This is a genomic window from Pseudomonas sp. UBA3153 (genome assembly GCF_002364635.1).
GTDB classification, from domain to species: domain Bacteria; phylum Pseudomonadota; class Gammaproteobacteria; order Pseudomonadales; family Pseudomonadaceae; genus Pseudomonas_O; species Pseudomonas_O kuykendallii.
In genome coordinates this window covers 1-18,086 of the sequence record NZ_DEYR01000098.1, presented here as the reverse complement: position 1 = coordinate 18,086, position 18,086 = coordinate 1, and the positions used below count along the sequence as shown (strand labels likewise).

Below are 18,086 nucleotides of genomic sequence, written 5' to 3'. Positions count from 1 at the left end.
CTGCAGCGCTGGCTGGACGCCGGCTACCAGGGCGAGATGGACTATATGGCCGCGCACGGGACGAAACGTTCGCGCCCCGACGAGCTGGTGCCGGGCACGCTGCGGGTGGTTTCGCTGCGCATGGATTACCTACCCGGGGACACGCGCATGAGCCAGCGCCTGGCCGAGCCGCAGAGCGCCTATGTCTCGCGCTATGCGCTGGGCCGCGACTACCACAAGCTGATCCGCAAACGCCTGCAACAATTGGCAGAGCGCATCCAGGCGGTGATCGGGCCGTTCGGCCATCGCGCCTTCGTCGACAGCGCACCGGTGCTGGAGAAGGCCATCGCCGAACAGGCCGGGCTGGGCTGGATCGGCAAGAACACCCTGGTGCTCAACCGCAAGGCCGGCAGCTGGTTCTTCCTCGGAGAGCTGTTCGTCGACCTGCCGCTGCCGGTCGATGCGCCACACGCCAGCGAGCACTGCGGCCGCTGCAGCGCCTGCCTGGACATCTGCCCCACCGGCGCCTTCGTCGGCCCCTACGTGCTGGACTCAAGACGCTGCATTTCCTACCTGACCATCGAGCTGAAGGGCGCAATTCCCGAAGACCTGCGCGGGCTCATCGGCAACCGCGTGTTCGGCTGCGACGACTGCCAGATCGTCTGCCCGTGGAACCGCTTCGCCCGGCCCACCGAACAGGCCGACTTCCAGCCGCGCCACGGCCTGGACAACGCCGAGCTGGCTGAGCTGTTCCGCTGGAGCGAGGAGGAATTCCTCGGCCGCACCGAAGGCTCGCCGCTGCGCCGCGCCGGCTACGAGCGCTGGCTGCGCAACCTGGCGGTGGGGCTGGGCAACGCGCCCACGACCATCCCGGTGATCGAGGCATTGCAGGCACGCCGCGACTATCCATCCGAGCTGGTTCGCGAGCACGTCAGCTGGGCCCTGCAGCGCCACGGCCAGGCTTGAGAAACCCTGTTCCCTGATAGCGCGATGCTCGGGAAGCAATGCCAGGCTTGCCCGCCCCGCCGTAGGGTATGCCGTGCGCACCAAGACCGCCGATTTGCCGCGGTGCGCAGGGCACACCCTGCAAAAGCCGATCACGCCGTGTGCTGCAAGCGCGGACACAGGCATGAAAAGGCCCGCATCGAGCGGGCCTTTTTACGTTTCAGACCTTGAGGAAATGCTCGCGGTAGTAGCGCAGTTCGGCGATCGATTCGCGGATGTCGTCCAGCGCCTGGTGCGTGCCCTGCTTCTGGAAGCCGTCCTTGAGCTGCGGCGCCCAGAGCCCGGCGAGAATCTTCAGGGTCGACACGTCCAGGTTGCGGTAGTGGAAGTACCCCTCCAGGTCGCGCATGTAGCGCGCGAGGAAGCGCCGGTCCTGGCCGATGCTGTTGCCGCAGATCGGCGACTTGCCTTTCGGCACCCATTGCTCAAGGAAGGCGATGGTCTGCGCCTCCGCCTCGGCCACGCCGATCGTGCTTTCGCGTACGCGCTGCGTCAGGCCGCTCTGCCCGTGGGTGCGGGTGTTCCATTCGTCCATGCCGGCGAGGAGTTCGTCGCTCTGGTGCACGGCGATCACCGGGCCTTCGGCGAGGACGTTGAGGTCGCTGTCGGTGACGATGGTGGCCATCTCGATGATGACGTCGGTCTCCGGTTCGAGGCCGGTCATTTCCAGGTCGATCCAGATCAGGTTTTGCGGGTTCTGCATGATGGTTTCCTCTGCACAGGCCGCCAGTCTAACCAAAGCGCCGGGGTCGTGCGCCGTCAGCGATTCGGTCGCCACACCAGCAGACGCGAGGCGCGCCAGTCGTCCAGCGGGATGACCTGCTCGGCCGGCACGCCCGGAATCTCGAAGCTGTTGCTGACCAGCCGCGCGCCACGGCGCATCTGCGCGCGCGCCTTCTCCCACAGCCGCGGCATCGGCGCCGGCGAGAGGAAACAGTAGACCAGGTCGAAGTCGCCCAGCTCGGCCTTCCACAGGCTGCCGTAGCGAATCCGGCAGTTGCGCTGCGGCAGGCAGCGCAGCCAGGACACCAGGAAGCTCAGCGGCGCGCTCTCGACCCCGACGAAGCGCGCTTGCGGGTAGTCGCGCGCCAGCCGGCAGAGGGTACCGCCGAGGCCGCTACCGAGGTCAATGAAGGCGAAATCCGCAGGCAGTTCGCGCAGCAGATCGCTCAGCGCGCGCTCGCCGCGACGACCGGTAAGGTACAGCGGCACGCGCTCGCCGAGGCTGTTCCAGTTCAACAGCAGCAGAACCAGGAAGCCGGCCAGCGGCACCCAGCGCGGCAGATCGCCCGCGTTCAGCGCGAGCAACGCCGGAACGAATGCCAGGTTGATCGGCAGCCACCACGGCGAGAGTCCCAGCCAACGCCCCAGCGAAGCCGCCAACGCTCCCTGCAGCAGCGCCGCGCCGAGCAGCGGCGGTCGCCAGTGCAACGCCTTGACCGCCAGCAGCACCAGCGCCATCACCAGCGCCGCGGCGACCAGTTGCAGCAGCAGCGCGAGCAGCAGCGGGACGCGCCGACCCAGCTCGTTCAATTCGCGTATCAGCATCCCAGGGCCTGCTTCCGTCTCGTTCGCCAGGCCGCGCAGTGTAATGGAGCCGCCGCGCGGCGCCAGTGATGCGAGTGCCCGCATGCTAGACTCGCCCGCCGAACCATCCAGCAGTCACCGCACACCATGGCCAAACGCCAACTCAACCGCCGGCAAAGCTGGCGCATCGAGAAAGTCCAGGAAGAACGCGCCGCCCGTGCGGCCAAGCGCGAGTCGCGCGCGCTCGACGAACTCGAGGGCGGCGACCTGGGGCCGGAGCAGACCGGCCTGGTGATCGCGCACTTCGGCGTGCAGGTCGAGGTGGAAGCCGAGGAAGGCGAAATCCGCGGCCAGGTATTCCGCTGCCACCTGCGCGCCAACCTGCCGGCGCTGGTCACTGGCGACCGCGTCGTCTGGCGCGCCGGCAACCAGGGCAATGGCGTGATCGTCGCCCAGCTACCGCGCAATTCCGAGCTGTGCCGCCCCGACAGCCGCGGGCAGCTCAAGCCGGTGGCGGCCAACGTCGATCTGATCGTGATCGTCTTCGCCCCGCTGCCCGAGCCCCACGCCAACCTGATCGACCGCTACCTGATCGCCGCCGAACACGCCGGCATCCGGCCGTTGCTGCTGTTGAACAAGGCCGACCTGGTGGATGAACAGAACGGTCCGCGGCTGAACGCGCTGCTGGCCGTGTATCGCCAGCTCGGCTACCCGCTGATGGAGGTTTCCGCCCACGAAGGCGGTGGCATGGAGGCGCTGCAGGCGCGGCTGGACGGCCACGTCAGCGTGTTCGTCGGGCAGTCCGGAGTCGGCAAGTCATCCCTGGTGAACAGCCTGCTGCCGGGCGTCGACACCCGCGTCGGCGGGCTTTCGGAAGTCACCGGCAAGGGCACGCACACCACCACGACCGCCCGGCTGTTCCACTTCCCCGGTGGCGGCGAGCTGATCGATTCCCCCGGCATCCGCGAATTCGGCCTCGGCCATGTCAGCCGCGACGATGTGGAAGCCGGCTTCATCGAGTTCGCCGACCTGCTCGGCACCTGCCGCTTCCGCGACTGCAAGCACGACCGCGAACCCGGTTGCGCACTGCTCAAGGCGCTCGAGGAAGGTCGCATCCAGCCACAGCGGATGGCCAGTTACCGGCACATCATCGCCAGCCTGCCGGACGCGGAGTTCTAGGAAAACCGGCGCGCCCCGATCGAGGGGCGCGGGCGGCTTAACGATCGGCGCGGCGCTCCACGCGCAATCCACCCTGCTCGAAGACGTTCTGCCGCGTAGCGACACCCGGCGACGGCGGCGCATTCGAAGCACCGGGCGCTCCGCCCGGCGCGGGGGCGGGAACCGGCATACCCGGCTCGGGCGTGGGAGCGGCCGCAGGCTCGGCAGGCTTTTGCTCATCCGCTGGCGGCTGGCCGCCGGGGCTCTGGCTGCCTTCGATGGCACGCTCGGCCTTCTTCGTCAGCACGGTGATGTCGATCCGGCGGTTGACCGGATTCAGCGGATTGTCGCGATCGAAAGGCACCGACGAGGCGTAGCCGACTACGCGAGCCACCTGCTCCTCCGGATAGCCGCCGGTCACCAGCGCTCGGCGCGCGGCGTTCGCACGCCCGGCGGAAAGCTCCCAGTTGCCCATCCCGCCCGCGCCACCGACGAAGGGCGTGGCGTCGGTATGCCCGCTGATGCTGATCTTGTTCGGCACCGCCTTGATGGTGTCGGACATGCTCAGCAGGATGTCCTCGAAATACGGCTGCAACTGAGCGCTGCCCAAGGCGAACATCGGCCGGTTGGCGGCGTCCTGGATCTGGATGCGCAGGCCGTTGGGGGTGATCTCGAACAGGATTTGGTCCTTGAAGCGCTTCAGCTCGGGGCTTTCGTCGACCTTGTTCTGCAGTTCCTGCAGCAGCAGTTCGAGGCGCTCGTTTTCCACCTGCTCGGCGAGTTTTTCCGCCTTCTGCGCCTCGATCGTCTCCGGATCGGGCTTGCTCGGGTCCTTGGTCTGCTCACCCTGCAGCTTGAGGTCTTCGCTGTCCGGGCTGATGCGGGTCTCGTCGCCGTCGGGCTGGGCCTGGATTTCCGGGTTTAGGGTGCGATCCGGCGCCGGCGTCGGCGTACCGCCGAGGTCGATCACGTAAGGGCTGGCGCTTTCGGTGAAGCCGATCGGGTCCTGGAAGTAGCCGGCGATGGCCTTCTTCTGCTCGGGGGTGGCCGAGGACATCAGCCAGAGCACCAGGAAGAACGCCATCATGGCGGTCGCGAAGTCGGCAAAGGCGATCTTCCAGGCACCGCCGTGGTGCCCGCCGGCGATCTTCTTGACCCGCTTTACGATGATCGGCTGGTTGTTTTCCATGGTTCAGGCCTCAGCTGCCGCGCATCGCCTGTTCGAGCTCGGTGAAACTCGGCCGGTGCGCAGGGAACAGCACCTTGCGCCCGAACTCCACGGCAAGGGTCGGCGGCATGCCGGATGCCGAGGAAACCAGCGTTGCCTTGATCGCCTCGTACACGTTCAGCTCTTCCTTGGCATCGTGTTCCAGCGAGACCGAGAGCGGGCCGAAGAAGCCGTAGGCCGCGAGAATACCGAGGAAGGTGCCGACCAGCGCCGCGCCGACGTGGGTACCGAGCTCGGCCTGAGCCACTTCGCCGAGCAGCGCCATGGTGACCACGATGCCCAGCACCGCGGCGACGATACCGAAACCCGGCAGGCCGTCCGCGACACGGTTGACCGCGTGGGCCGGATGCTCCAGTTCCTCCTTGATGCTGGCGAGCTCCATGTCGAAGAGCCCCTCCAGCTCGTGCGGCGCCATGTTGCCGGACGACATGATGCGCAGGTAATCGCAGATATAGGCGGTCATTCCGGCGTCCTTGAGGATGCCGGGGTACTTGCTGAAGATCGGGCTGGCGGCGGGGTCCTCGACATCGGCCTCGATGGCCATCATCCCCTCGCGGCGACTCTTGTTGAGGATCTCGTAGAGCAGCTTGAGGATTTCCAGGTAGTAGGCGTGGGTGAAGCGCGAGCCGAACATCTTCAGCGACTTCTTGAACACATGCATGAAGGTGCTGCCGGGGTTGGCCTGGAGGAAGGCCCCCAGCGCCGCGCCGCCGATGATCATGACTTCGAATGGCTGGATGAGCGCGCCGATCTTGCCGTGGGAAAGCACGTATCCGCCGAGCACGCTGGCGAATACGACGATGATGCCGATGATTTTTGCCATAAAAAGGACGCTTGAGAGGAATAGAAAGGGGAGCTGCCAAAAACAGCCCTTCTATTTGTCGGAAAATTTGCGCCAGACTATAGGCCCTCCCGGTTAAAAGCCAGCCGACCCCGCCATGCCGACCGAATTGCCCGTACCCCGCACGCTAGAAGGTTGGCTCAAACAACTCGATGACATTCGCCTGCCGATACCGGCGGGCCATCATCGCCAGGTGAGTCTGGCACTGTCCGACAGCCAGCGATCACTGCGTGAGATCGCCGACCTGATTGAAGATAGCCCAGCCTTGGCACTTGCGGTGCTGCGCGAAGCGAATCGTCGGACCGGGGCGTTGGGCGAGCCGGCGGAAAGCCTCGAGCAGGCCCTCACCCGACTGGGCCTCAAGCGTGCCGAAGAGCTGCTGCAGCGCCTGCCGGCCGTCGACGAACGGCAGATTCCCCAGTCGCTGCGCCAGATGCAACTCATCGGCCAGCATGCCAGCCAGCAAGCCAGCGGGTTGTTCGGCGCGCGCCTGGCTCGGCTTTGGCAGGAAATCCATTGGGGCAGCCTGTTGTTCCTCTCGCCGCTGTGGCCGCTGCTGGTGGCGCACCCGACACTCTTCGCCACCTGGGAGCGGCGTGTGCTCGGCCAGCACGAACCGGCGAGCAAGGTCGAGCGCGACCTGCTCGGCGTACCCGCGGTGCGCCTGTGCCAGGCGCTGGCCGAACACTGGCGGCTGCCGGCGTGGATCGTCCAGGGCTATCGCCTGCTGGGCAATGACCGCCGACTGCTGGTCAGGGCGTTGCATATCGCCAGGGACAACACCCATCCGCTGCACCAGCAACAGTTGCTCGACGCCGATCCGCCGTTGCGCCGCTGGCTGACCCAGCCGTCCAACACGGTGCTGCTGGCCAACGGCCTGGCGCTGTCCGCCCACGATGCCTGGGACAGCCCGCACAGCCTGCGCTGGCAGCGCTGGGCCGGCCTCTACCTGCAGATTCCGCTGGATGAGCTGCAGCAGGCGATTCACCAGCAGGCCGCGGCCAGCGCACGCCTGCACCGCTGCGATGCCGATCTCTGGCACCCGGCGCGGGCGCTGATCTGGCCCTGGCAGGCACGCCGTCTGCAGCAGGCGCCGGCGCAGGCCGCAGCACCCAAGGCCGAGCAACTCGCCGAGTGGCGCAGGCAATGTGGCTACCTGCTCGCCGAGCCAAGCGGCTTCGCCAACCTGCAACAACTGCTGGCCACCGCCGGCGCCGCCCTGAAAGCCTGCGGCATGCGCCGCGGGCTGCTGCTGCTCGTCGATCGCAGCCACCAGCGCCTGACGGTCCAGCAGACCTTCGGCCTGCACAGGGACGCCGCGCAGCTGAACCTCGCGCCGGCGAACAGCCAGGTGCTGCAGCGCCTGGTGAGCGCACCCGGGCAACTGCGCCTGAATCCGCAGAACAGCGCCCAGTATGCGGCGCTGATCCCGGGCGGCCTGAAAACCCTGTTCTCCGGCGAGCATCTGCTGCTGCGCTCGATTGCCTACAACGGCAAGGTCGCGCTGCTGCTGGCGCTCGATCAGGACGGGTTGCCGTTCGCCGACGTCACCCTGCAGGCGTTCGGCAAAACCGTGCAATGCATCGAGCGCGCGCTGGCCAGCTTCGCCCGGCGCGGGCACTGAGCTTTCCGCTACAATCGGCCCTCTTCCTTTTCCGAAGGGTCCGCAATGTCCACGTTCTCCACCCTGCCCCTGGTGATAGAGCCCAGCGATCTGGCCAGCCGCCTGCCAGCCCCCGAGTTGATCCTGGTCGATCTGACCAGCGCCGCGCGCTATGCCGAAGGGCACTTGCCCGGCGCCCGCTTCGTCGACCCCAAGCGCACCCAGTCGGGCCAATCTTCGCTGCCCGGCCTGGTGCCGCCGCAGGCCGATCTCGAGCGCCTGTTCGGCGAACTCGGGCACCGCGAGGCCGCCGTCTACGTGGTCTACGACGACGAGGGCGGCGGCTGGGCCGGCCGCTTCATCTGGCTGCTCGACGTGATCGGACACCGGCATTACCACTACCTCAACGGCGGATTGCCGGCCTGGCTGGGCGAAGGCCTGCCGCTGAGCACCGAGGTGCCGACTGCGGTCGGCGGCCCGCTGCCGTTGACCCTGCACGACGAGCCCACCGCCACCCGCGACTACCTGCAGAGCCGCCTCGGCGCCGACGACCTGGCCGTCTGGGATGCCCGCGGCCCGCTGGAGTACAGCGGCGAGAAAGTCCTCGCGGCCAAGGGCGGGCACGTGCCTGGCGCAATCAACTTCGAATGGACCGCGGGCATGGACCCGGCGCGCGCGCTGCGCATCCGCGAGGACATCGGCGAGCGCATCGCCGCGTTGGGGATCACCCCCGACAAGGAAATCATCACCCACTGCCAGACCCACCATCGCTCCGGCTTCACCTACCTGGTGGCCAAGGCGCTGGGCTACCCGCGGGTCAAGGGTTACGCCGGCTCCTGGTCGGAATGGGGCAACCACCCCGACACCCCCGTCGAGCGCTAAAGGACACCTTCATGAAAGATCGCCTGTTCATCTTCATCCAGTACATCACCCCGCACCACCTGCTCTCACGGCTCGCCGGCTGCCTGGCCGAGTGCCGGGTCGGCTGGCTGAAGAACGCCTTCATCAATGGGTTCGTGCGTCACTTCCAGGTTGACATGAGCCAGGCGCGGGTCGAAGACCCCACCGCCTACGAGAACTTCAACGCCTTCTTCACCCGTGCCCTGAAAGACGGCGCGCGCCCGCTCGACCCGACGCCGAACGCGGTCATCTGCCCGGTCGACGGGGCGATCAGCCAGCTCGGTCCGATCGAGAGCGGACGCATCTTCCAGGCCAAGGGCCACAACTACAGCGTGCTCGAACTGCTCGGCGGCGACGCCGAGCGTGCGGCGCCCTTCATGGGCGGCGAGTTCGCCACCATCTACCTGTCGCCCAAGGACTACCACCGCATCCACATGCCGCTGGCCGGCACCCTGCGCGAGATGGTCCACGTTCCGGGCAGGATCTTCTCGGTGAACACCGTCACCGCGCAGAACGTGCCGGAACTCTTCGCCCGCAACGAGCGGGTGGTCTGCCTGTTCGATACCGAGCGGGGGCCAATGGCGATGGTGCTGGTCGGCGCGATGATCGTCGCGAGCATCGAAACCGTCTGGGCCGGGCTGGTCACGCCGCCGAAGCGGACCCTGCGCAGCTGGCGCTACGACGAGGCCGCGCGTGCGCCGATCCATCTGGAGAAAGGCGCCGAGATGGGCCGCTTCAAGCTGGGCTCGACCGTGATCCTGCTGTTCGGGCCGGAACAGGTGAGCTGGGCGGAACAGCTCGCCGCGCTGACGCCGGTATGCATGGGCCAGTCGCTGGCGCAGGCGAAAACCGCTCCGGCGCTGGACGCCGCCCCCGGCGACCCGCTGCCGCCCCTGTGAAAGGTGCCGCGAATCAATGCGCCGGGGCGAAAGCACCGGCGCAGGCGCCGCAGTGATGCCAGAATGGCTGCGGACGCCTCGGGATGCTGCTAAAGTTCTGGAAATTCACTAATTTTTACCCGCGCAGCGTCGGAGTATTGGTTTTACATGGATAAACAGAGTCCCCACCTGTTATTACGTGTTCCGACGCCCAGTCAGCAAAGCCTGACCTTTTGCGACGCTTCCCCCAAGGACCTCAAGCGCTGGATCGCCGGGCTGCCGAAAGCTAACATCGGTGAAACCGCGCGACAGCTCTATCAGTGCCTGGTCGAGCTCAATCAGTTGGTCACTCCGGTGGAAAACCGCCTGCAGCTGCTCGAGCTGCTGCGTCCGGAGATCTACTTCGTTTGCCAACACTTGGAACGCCACTTCCTCAATCAGGCGATCGTCCTCGACGAGCGGCCGCGCAAGGTCGCCAACCTCTGCCAGGCGCTGCAGAACCATCTGGCGATCGGCTACAAGCTGATCATCGCGCGCGTCGTGCCGCGCTACTCGAAGGACCGTTCGCAACTGCTCGCCGCCTGCCTGCAACGCGCTATCCACGCGCTCTGCGGCCCGTTGATCCGCGCCAGCCAGCTGTATTGCCCGGTGCCGGAAGGCCTCTGGCTGGAGCTGCACCAGATCTACCAGATCGCCCGCGACCATAATCTGCAGAAAACCACCGTACGCGACCCCCTGGCTCGCCACACGCAGACCCTGAGCGTCGAGCAGTCGTACCTCGTCGGGTTGCTGATCGGCTGTGCCCGCGCCAACCAGATGCGTCAGAGCGGCATCGCGCGCCTGGCCGAAGTGCTCGAACCCTGGAGTCAACTGGTCAAGCTGCAGCCCGCCGACCTGCCGAGCAGCCTGTTCGCGGTGGCGCCGCAGCTGGATGGGCCGCCCCGCTACAAGACGCTGTTCAGCGCCCAGGAACAGCAGCGCCTGCTGGGGATCGACCCGACGCCACTGGTGGACGCCATCAAGGATTACCTGGCCCTGCCCCCGGAGAAGCGCAACCAGTCGACCCTGCTGGTGCCCGACGGCGTCAGCACCGACCTGCTGCAACACCTGGGCTCGGCCTGGGGCGACATTTCCGAGCGCACCTTCCAGCGCATTCCGGGCCAGGGCGCACTGACGCTCTGCCTCGGGATGAGCGCCGTGCACTACTTCCTCTCGGGAAAGCGTGCCTTCGCCGAAGTCCTGAAAAGCCCGAAATCCGTGACCCTCGCCACCTTCAAGCCGACCACCGGCGGCCCGGACGTGTGGTCCAACGCCTTCGATGCGCAGCCGATGCAGGACTGGGAAAACGGCATGCCGTTCGAGGAAATCCAGTACCAGCCAGTGCATGGAGAAGAGGGTTCGCACAACAACACCACCGCCGACGAGAGCTTCCCGACCTTTGCCCTGCAGATCGTCAACCACAGCCCAGGTGGGTATTGCCTGGCGTGGCCCAAGGAGGTCCCGCAGCAATTGCAGGCCGGCGAGCTGCTGGGCGTGCAAGATTCCCCGGAGCAGGGCTGGAGCGTGGGCGTGGTGCGCTGGATTCGCCAGGTTCGCGGGGGCGGCACGCAGATGGGCATCGAACTGGTCGCGCCACACGCCCAGACCTGCGGGCTGCAACTGGTGCGCAAGGCCGCCGAGCAGAGCAGCCACTATCTGCGCGCCCTGCTGCTGCCGGAAATCAGCGCGATTTCCCGCCCCGCGACCCTGATCACCCCGCGTCTGCCGTTCCAGGAAGGCAGCAAGGTCCAGATCAATCTGAATGGCAAGGAACACAAGGCGGTGCTGGGTCTGCGCCAGACCAGCACCGGCAGTTTCAGCCAGTTCGAATACCGCAGCGTCGAGCAGCCCGGCGAAGACCAGAACAAGCCGACAATACCCGGCGAAGGCCAGACCAGGCCGGCCGAGGAAGATTTCGACTCGCTCTGGAAGTCGCTGTAAATGCCCGTGCCTGCACCTTCGTCGCCATCTCGCGCCCTTGCGGCACGGTTCTAAGAACAGCTCATGGCTACCGAAAAGAAAACCATCCGCCTGTTGATCCTCGAAGACTCGCAGAACGAAGCCGAGCGACTGGTCAGCCTGTTCCGCAATTCCGGCCGGGCGACGCGGGTGCATCGGCTCACCTCCAGCGACGATCTCGCCGAGGCGCTGCAACAGAGCTGGGACCTGCTGATCAGCGCCCCGAACAGCGAAAACCTCGACCCCAACGAAGCCCTCGGCGCGATCCGCCGCCAGGCCAAGGACATCCCGGTCATCCAGTTGCTCGAGGGCAATGACCTCGACGACATCACCGAGGCCCTCGCGCTCGGCGCGCAGGACGCGCTGCCCCAGGGCCAGGACGAGCGCCTGATCCTGATCGCCAACCGCGAACTGGCCAACCTCGAGGAACGCCGCGCGCGCCGCCGCGCCGAGATATCCCTGCGCGAGATCGAGAAGCGCTGCCAGCTGCTGCTGGAAAGCTCGGTCGATGCCATCGCCTACGTCCACGAAGGCATGCACATCTACGCCAACCGCAGCTATTTGCAGCTGTTCGGCTACGAGGATGCCGAAGACCTCGAAGGCATGCCGATGATCGACCTGATCGCCGGCTGCGATCAGACCAGCTTCAAGGACTTCCTGAAGAACTATCACAGCGCCGAGACCCAGGATCACCTGACCTGCCAGGGCGTGAAGACCGACGGCCTGCAGTTCAAGGCGCGCATGGAGCTGTCGCCCGCCACCTATGACGGCGAACCCTGCATCCAGGTGGTGATCCGCACCGAGACCGGCAACGCCGAACTGGAAGAGCGACTGCGCGAGATCAGCAGCCAGGACCTGGTGACCGGCCTGTACAACCGCACCTATTTCCTCGAGCTGATGGACAGCGCCGCCGAGCGCGCGGTCACCGTCGGCCAGCCGACCAGCCTGGGCTACCTGAAGATCGACCAGTACGCCGCGCAGCTCGCCGACCTGGGCATCGCCGAGCTCGACATGCTCTTCGCCGACGTCGCCAACCTGCTGCGCGGGCATTTCCCGGCAGATGCGCAACTGGCGCGCTTCGGCGACGACGTGTTCAGCGTGCTGCAGCCGGGCGTCACCCCGGAGCAGGCCCAACCGCTGCTCGCCGACCTGCTCAGGAAGGTCGAGGGCCACCTGTTCGAAGTCAACGGCCGCACGGTGCAGATCACCCTGTCGATCGGCGTCGCCGGCCTCAACGAGAAGACCCCGAAAGCCCAGGAAGTCATCGATCGCGCGCACCGCTGCGCCGACGAGCTGAGCGCCGGCAACGCCGTCGCGCTGTACAACCCGGCGCAGGAACTGGCGGCGGCGGCGAACCGCGGCAACATCGTCGCCATGCTCAGGCAGGCGCTGGAAAACAACAGTTTCCGTCTGCTGTTCCAGCCGATCATCAGCCTGCGCGGGGACAATCACGAGCACTACGAGGTGCTGTTGCGCCTGCTCAATCCGCAGGGCGAGGAAATCCCGCCCTCGGAGTTCCTCAACGCCGCACGGGAAGCCGGGTTGGCCGAGAAGGTCGATCGCTGGGTGTTCCTGCATTCGATCAAGCTGCTCGCCGAGCACCGCAGCAAGGGCCACAGCACGCGGCTGTTCGTGCACCTGTCCCTCGCCAGCCTGCAGGACCAGACGCTGCTGCCCTGGCTCAGCGTGGCGCTGCAGGCCGCGCGCCTGCCGGCCGACACCCTGGTGTTCCAGATCGCCGAGCCGGATGCGATCAACTACCTCAAGCAGGCCAAGGCGCTCACCCAGGGGCTCGCCGAACTGCATTGCCGGGTCGCGCTGAGCCAGTTCGGCTGCGCGGTGAACCCGTTCAACACGCTTAAGCACCTGAACGTCGATTTCGTGAAGGTGGACGGCTCCTACGCCCAGGACCTGAGCAAGGCGGAAAACCAGGAAGCGCTGAAGACCCTGCTCGCCAACCTGCACTCCCAGGCCAAGCTGACCATCGTGCCCTTCGTCGAAACCGCCAGCGTGCTGGCGACGCTATGGCAGGCCGGGGTCAACTACATCCAGGGCTACTACCTGCAGGGCCCGAGCCAGTCGATGGACTACGAGTTCTCGGCGGACGAGTAAGCCGGCGCCCCGCGGGATCGCACCACGCCTCGGGCCAGCGCGGGCTGGCCCGAGGCCTTCCGATCAGCGTTCCTTCACCACCAGGCTCGACGGCGTCGCCCCCTGCGCACGCCAACTCGGGCGGTACATCGATTCGACCTGCGGCGGCGGCACGCGATAGGTGCCGGGGGTGACCGCGCGGGCCAGGTAGAGCAGGTGCGTCGGCCCGTAGCTGTTCACGTCCAGCGCCGCGACGTAGCGGTCGTCGCGGAATTCCTGGTGACGGATCGTGCCGTTCTGCATGTCCTGCTGCCATTCCTTCAACGCCCCGCCCGCGTCTTCCAGGCTGGCCGAGCTTTGCGCCAGGTTCTGGTTTTCCAGCTCCAGGCCGGCCGGCAGCAGGTCGACCACCAGCGCGTCGGGTACCCGCTCCTTGGCACGGATCGAGAGGTGCACCAGCACCAGATCGCCGCTGCGCAGGTCGGCCAGGTCCAGCGCCCGGCCACGGGTGTCGTAGAAATCGCGCTCGATGCTGAGGTTCTCGCTGCTCGGCGTCGGCTCGCTGGCCGGATAGCCCGAGACGCTCAACTGCTGATACAGCGTGACGCCGTCGGTGCCGGTCAGGCTCAGCGGCTCGGCCAGTGCCTCGCCGTCCAGTTTCAACCCCGGCTGCGCGGCACTGAGCGCGTGGCTCTGGTCGGCCACCTGCAACTGCGCGCTCCAGTCCGGCTCCGGCTTGCCGAGCACGCCCCGGCCAGCCAAGAACAGCGCGTTGCGCTCCTGGGTCGACAGCCAGCGCGTGGCGCGCAGCTCCTCGGCCACGGCGAACAGGCGCTCGTCGCGCTGCGCCGGAACCAGGTCCTGCTCCTCCAGCAGCGCATAGATCAGCGCCTGGTCGCGCAGCGGGCTGCCGTAGTCGGAGAGCCAGGCGTCGCGGTCGCGACCGATGCTCAGCCCGGCCTGCAGCGCCTGCTCGGCGCGCGGCGCATCGCCCATCTGCCTGAGGGCGATGGACAGTTGCACCAGCGGCAGTCCGGAGCGCGCCTCGTCACGTCGGTCGAACAGTGCGCGCAGGGCGCCCAGCGGCGCCTGCTGGCTGCGTGCGAGAACGTAGCCGGCGTAGGCCTGAACGGCGAAACGGCTGGCGTCCAGGTTGTCGCTGTAGCCGGTCTCGATAAGCGTGCGCTCCTGCAGGTAGCGCAGCAGCCGCTGGGTGGCCCTGGTCAGCGCATCCGGCGGCACGCCGAAGCCCTGGTCGCGGGCGCGCAGGAGGAAGTCGGTGACGTAGGCGGTCAGCCAGTACTCCTCCTCGCTGTCCGCGCCCCACAGGCCGAAGCTGCCGTTGTGTCGCTGCATGCCGAGCAGGCGTTCGATGCCCAGTTCGATGGCGCGGCGACGCACCGCGTCCGGCTCGCCGACGATCCCCAGGCGCGACAGCGTGCCGGCGTCGGCATACAGCGAGGGATACAGGCCGCTGGTGGTCTGCTCCAGGCAGCCGTAGGGATAGGCGTGCAGCTCGCGGATCTGCTCGGCGAGGTTGAGCGGCGGCCGGCTCGACACGCTGAGCAGCGCCTCGCGCCCGGCCGGATCGAACTGCGCCAGGGTGCCCGCCGGCAGTTGCCAGCCTTCGCCCTTGAGCAGCGTCTGGAAGCGGACGGTCTGCGCCGGCCAGGCCGGGCGCACGCCGAGGGTCCAGCTTCGGCTCAGCGGTGGCAGGTTCTCGCCGGGCAGATCGATCCCGTCCACGGTGACCGTGACGCTGCCCTGGCCGTAGCCGCCGAGCGCGCGCACCGGGATGCGCAGCGTGCTGCGCTGGCCTTCGTCCAGTTTCACCTGCAGCGTCGACTCGCCGCCCTCCAGCGCCAGCTGGCCTTCGCTGCGCAGCTTCACTTGCAGCGTCTGCACCTTGCCCGAGAGGTTGCTGAGGTCCAGCGCCAGGCGGGTTTCGTCGCCGCCGGCAAGGAAGCGCGGCGCCGACAGCTCGGCCACCAGCGGCGCGGCGACCACCGTCTTCGCCTCGGCCATGCCGAAGCGCTCGTCGGTCCAGGCCTGCGCCATCAGCCGCAGCTCGCCGTTGAAATCGGGAATATCGAGGCTGATCTCGCCCTCGCCCTGGTCATCCAGGGTCACCGGCTGGCTCTGCAGGGCGACGATGTTGACGCTGGTCTGCGGCGGCTTGCCACCCTTGCTCAAGGCTGCGGCGTCACCACCGAAAGCCAGGCTGGCCAGGCGTCCGCCGCCCTCGATCAGTTGCCCGTAGACGTCCAGCTGGTCGGCACCGTAGGCCTTGCGACCGAACATCGCGACGAAGGGATCGGGGGTCTGATAATCGGTGATGTTGAGGATGCCGACGTCAACCGCGGCGAGCAGCACGCGCACCTGCCGCGGCGCGCTGCCGTCGGCGTCGTGCGCCTGCACGCGGACCTTCAGCGGCTGGTTGGGGCGCATCTTGTCCGGCGCCGTCAGGCTCAGCGCCAGTTTGCGCGGGGCGCGCTCCAGCGGCAGGTGCAGCAGGCCGACGGCGCGTTTCGGCGTGGCGTTGCTCTTCCGCTCGCCCGGGCGAATCACCAGCGCGCTGACGTACAGGTCATGCCGCGCCCACTCTTTGGCGATCGGCACCTCGAAGGTCTTGCCTTCGGCCGGCACCTGGATTTCCTGCCACCAAAGCGGGCCGTCGGCGGACTCCACCAGCAGGTAACCGCTGCCGGCGGCCGGCGGCGTCACGCTGACCTTCGCCGTGTCGCCTTCGGCATAGGCCGGCTTGTCCAGCGCCAGCTTGACCTGGTCCGGGCGTACCGCGCCGCCCTCGGCGTTGTCCTGCCAGCGGTAGCCGGCCCAGAAGCGCAGGCTGCTGACCATCCCGGTCTGCGGGTCTTCAACCTCGACGCGATACGGGCCCCACTCCACCGGGAAGGCGATTTTCGCGGTGCCGTCGGCGGCCACCGAAACGCTCTCCTCGGCGAGGTTCAGGTACTTCTCGTTGTAGTGATAACTCCAGCCGTCGTCGGCGGAGAAGTTCCAGTAGTAGTCGCGGCGCTCGCGCACCAGGCGCACCTTGAGGTCGTCGGCGGCCAGCTTGTGCCCGCTCGGGTCGGCCACCAGCACCTCGAATTCGGCCTGGCTGTCGCTGTCCACTTCCTCGCCGTCGAACAGCCCGCGCAGCCCCGGCAGGCGCTCGGCCGGCCACACCGGCTGCTCCAGGCGACGGGTGATCGGCCGCCCACCGGACTCCTGCAGGCTGGCCTGCAACGTCAGCTGCAACGGCGAGCGCGCCTCGGCCCAGCGGCTGTCGAGGCTCAGCGTCGCCTTGCCCTCGGCATCCAGGGCGGTTTCGTCGAGGTCCAGGTCCTGGCTCAGTTCTTCCTCGGTGACCGAGCCGAACTGGTAGCCGGGCAACGCCGGCACGGCTTCGCGCAGCGGCCGGACATAAAGTTGCCCGCCCAGCTTGTTGCCGGACGCCGGTGCGCCGTAAAGGTAGCGACCCTCGACCTCGAACTGCGCCGTATCGCCCGGCGCCAGCGGCGTGTCGCTGCCTTGCAGGTGCAGCGCCAGGCGTTCGGGGAGGAAATCCTCGACGAGAAATTCATAGAGCTGCGGCTTGCCGTCGCCCAGGTCGAGCAGCAACTGCCAGCGCCCGGTCGGTGCATCGGCGGCCAGCGCCAGCGGGTACTGGTAGAAACCGCTCTCGCCCGGCGCCCAGACGAACTTGCGGCTGAGTTGCTGATCCGGCTTGCGTACCTCGACGTTCACCGGTTGCGCCGCCACCGGCTTGCCATCGGCGTCGCGCAGCAAGGCGTTGAGCAGGACCGTCTCGCCGGGGCGGTAGAGGTCGCGCGGGCCGAAGACGAAGAATTGCAGCGGGTGCGCGGCGGGGCCGGCGATGTCGAACTCGGCCAGGTCCAGCGCCGGGGCGCCGAGGCGCAGCAGGCTGGTCTGCGCGCCGTCGCGGGCGATCAGCACCTGCGCCTTGTCCGCGAGCGGCAGCTCGGCGTGGCCGCCTTTCGCGGTCTTGCCGCTGGCCAGCAGCTTGCCCTTGTCGTCGAGCAGTTCCAGGGTGATGCCGTCCAGCGCCTTGCCGCCGTCCAGCGCCTGGGTGAACACGTCCAGACGGTTGGCGTAGCGGTGCGCGGAGAGGCCGATGTCGCTCAGGGTGAACAGCGTGGCCGGCTGCGTGTAGCTGTACTCGCCGGCCTGGCGCATCACCGCCAGGTAGACGCCGGGCTGCTTGAACGGCTCGAGCCCGGCGATCGGCAGCAGCAGGTTCTCGCGGGTGTTGCGCGCCGGATTCAGATCGAAGCGCCCGCCGTAGACCAGGTCGGCCATCGGCAGCAGTTCGCTGGCCTCCCAACTGCCCAGCGCGGAACGGCGGCCCCAGCGTTCGAGGAACGCCGGCAGGCTGTCCGGCTTGATGCGGAAGAACTCGACGTTGACCTTGTCGACGTTCAGCGCAATCACCGGCAGGCCCTCCACCAGCCGCGTCGGCAGCAGCGAACCGGCGCTGGCGAAGCCGACGCTGGGCTGCAGGTCACGGGTTTCCAGGCGCGCGACGTACTCGGCGGCGAGGCTGGAGCCGCCCAGCCCGCGCAGGCCGGCATCCACCGTCAGCACCAGCTTGCGCTGCGGCTCGAGGTGGCGCAGACGCAGCTCCATGAGGTTGTCCGACAGCTCCCAGGCGCCGTCGACCTTGCCGTCCTTGCTGTCGACCAGATGCAGTTTGTCGGCGAAGGCCTGATCGGGGTCCAGCGGCACGCTGAAGCTCACCGACAGTGCGGAAGCGCCCTCGACCTGGATTTCCGAGACATCGGCGACACTCAGCTCGCGCCCGGCATAGCGCTGCGCCAGGGCCGCACGATCCTGCGGCGCGGCGGCGGGCTGCTG

The 18,086-nt window shown here is 67.6% G+C and carries 12 protein-coding genes; 7 read left to right on the top strand and 5 right to left on the bottom strand.

Annotated features, from left to right (window positions below):
• Positions 1 to 945, top strand: a 945-nt coding sequence (gene queG, locus B2X67_RS20205) for a tRNA epoxyqueuosine(34) reductase QueG (protein ID WP_286786595.1), incomplete at its 5' end; no start/stop codon positions are given.
• Positions 946 to 1,144: 199 nt separating this feature from the next.
• On the opposite strand, the gene orn is transcribed toward queG, so the two are convergent.
• Together orn and B2X67_RS20195 are read right to left on the bottom strand one after the other, a co-directional pair.
• Positions 1,145 to 1,687, bottom strand: coding sequence for an oligoribonuclease (orn, locus tag B2X67_RS20200; RefSeq protein ID WP_282338699.1), 543 nt, complete (start codon positions 1,685 to 1,687; stop codon positions 1,145 to 1,147).
• A 56-nt stretch (positions 1,688 to 1,743) separates the two neighbouring features.
• Positions 1,744 to 2,532 carry a class I SAM-dependent methyltransferase gene (locus B2X67_RS20195; RefSeq protein ID WP_286786594.1) on the bottom strand — a complete coding sequence of 263 codons (789 nt, stop codon included), beginning with the start codon at positions 2,530 to 2,532 and terminating at the stop codon, positions 1,744 to 1,746.
• Between the two features lie 126 nt (positions 2,533 to 2,658).
• Here B2X67_RS20195 and rsgA point away from each other — a divergent pair, with 126 nt between their 5' ends.
• Complete coding sequence (rsgA, locus tag B2X67_RS20190; RefSeq protein ID WP_286786593.1) at positions 2,659 to 3,690, top strand: small ribosomal subunit biogenesis GTPase RsgA; 1,032 nt, start codon at positions 2,659 to 2,661, stop codon at positions 3,688 to 3,690.
• 37 nt (positions 3,691 to 3,727) lie between these two features.
• On the opposite strand, the gene motB is transcribed toward rsgA, so the two are convergent.
• Positions 3,728 to 4,858, bottom strand: coding sequence for a flagellar motor protein MotB (motB, locus tag B2X67_RS20185; protein WP_286786592.1), 1,131 nt, complete (start codon positions 4,856 to 4,858; stop codon positions 3,728 to 3,730).
• Between the two features lie 10 nt (positions 4,859 to 4,868).
• On the bottom strand, positions 4,869 to 5,720 hold the full coding sequence (gene motA / locus B2X67_RS20180) for a flagellar motor stator protein MotA (RefSeq protein WP_286786591.1): 852 nt from the start codon (positions 5,718 to 5,720) through the stop codon (positions 4,869 to 4,871).
• Between the two features lie 115 nt (positions 5,721 to 5,835).
• On the opposite strand from motA, the gene B2X67_RS20175 reads away from it, so the two are divergent.
• The 5 genes from B2X67_RS20175 to B2X67_RS20155 all read left to right on the top strand — a co-directional run bounded on the left by B2X67_RS20175 (position 5,836) and on the right by B2X67_RS20155 (position 13,229).
• Complete coding sequence (locus B2X67_RS20175; RefSeq protein WP_286786590.1) at positions 5,836 to 7,362, top strand: HDOD domain-containing protein; 1,527 nt, start codon at positions 5,836 to 5,838, stop codon at positions 7,360 to 7,362.
• Between the two features lie 45 nt (positions 7,363 to 7,407).
• Positions 7,408 to 8,223, top strand: a complete 816-nt coding sequence (rhdA, locus tag B2X67_RS20170) for a thiosulfate sulfurtransferase (RefSeq protein ID WP_282338692.1) — start codon at positions 7,408 to 7,410, stop codon at positions 8,221 to 8,223.
• Positions 8,224 to 8,234: 11 nt separating this feature from the next.
• Entirely contained in the window at positions 8,235 to 9,140 is a 906-nt protein-coding gene (gene asd / locus B2X67_RS20165; RefSeq protein ID WP_282338691.1) for an archaetidylserine decarboxylase, read from the top strand.
• 147 nt (positions 9,141 to 9,287) lie between these two features.
• Entirely contained in the window at positions 9,288 to 11,099 is a 1,812-nt protein-coding gene (locus tag B2X67_RS20160; RefSeq protein WP_282338690.1) for a molecular chaperone, read from the top strand.
• 63 nt (positions 11,100 to 11,162) lie between these two features.
• On the top strand, positions 11,163 to 13,229 hold the full coding sequence (locus tag B2X67_RS20155; protein WP_286786589.1) for an EAL domain-containing response regulator: 2,067 nt from the start codon (positions 11,163 to 11,165) through the stop codon (positions 13,227 to 13,229).
• A 63-nt stretch (positions 13,230 to 13,292) separates the two neighbouring features.
• Here the strand turns inward: B2X67_RS20155 and B2X67_RS20150 are convergent.
• On the bottom strand, positions 13,293 to 18,086 hold a 4,794-nt coding region (locus tag B2X67_RS20150; protein ID WP_286786588.1), incomplete at its 5' end, for an alpha-2-macroglobulin family protein.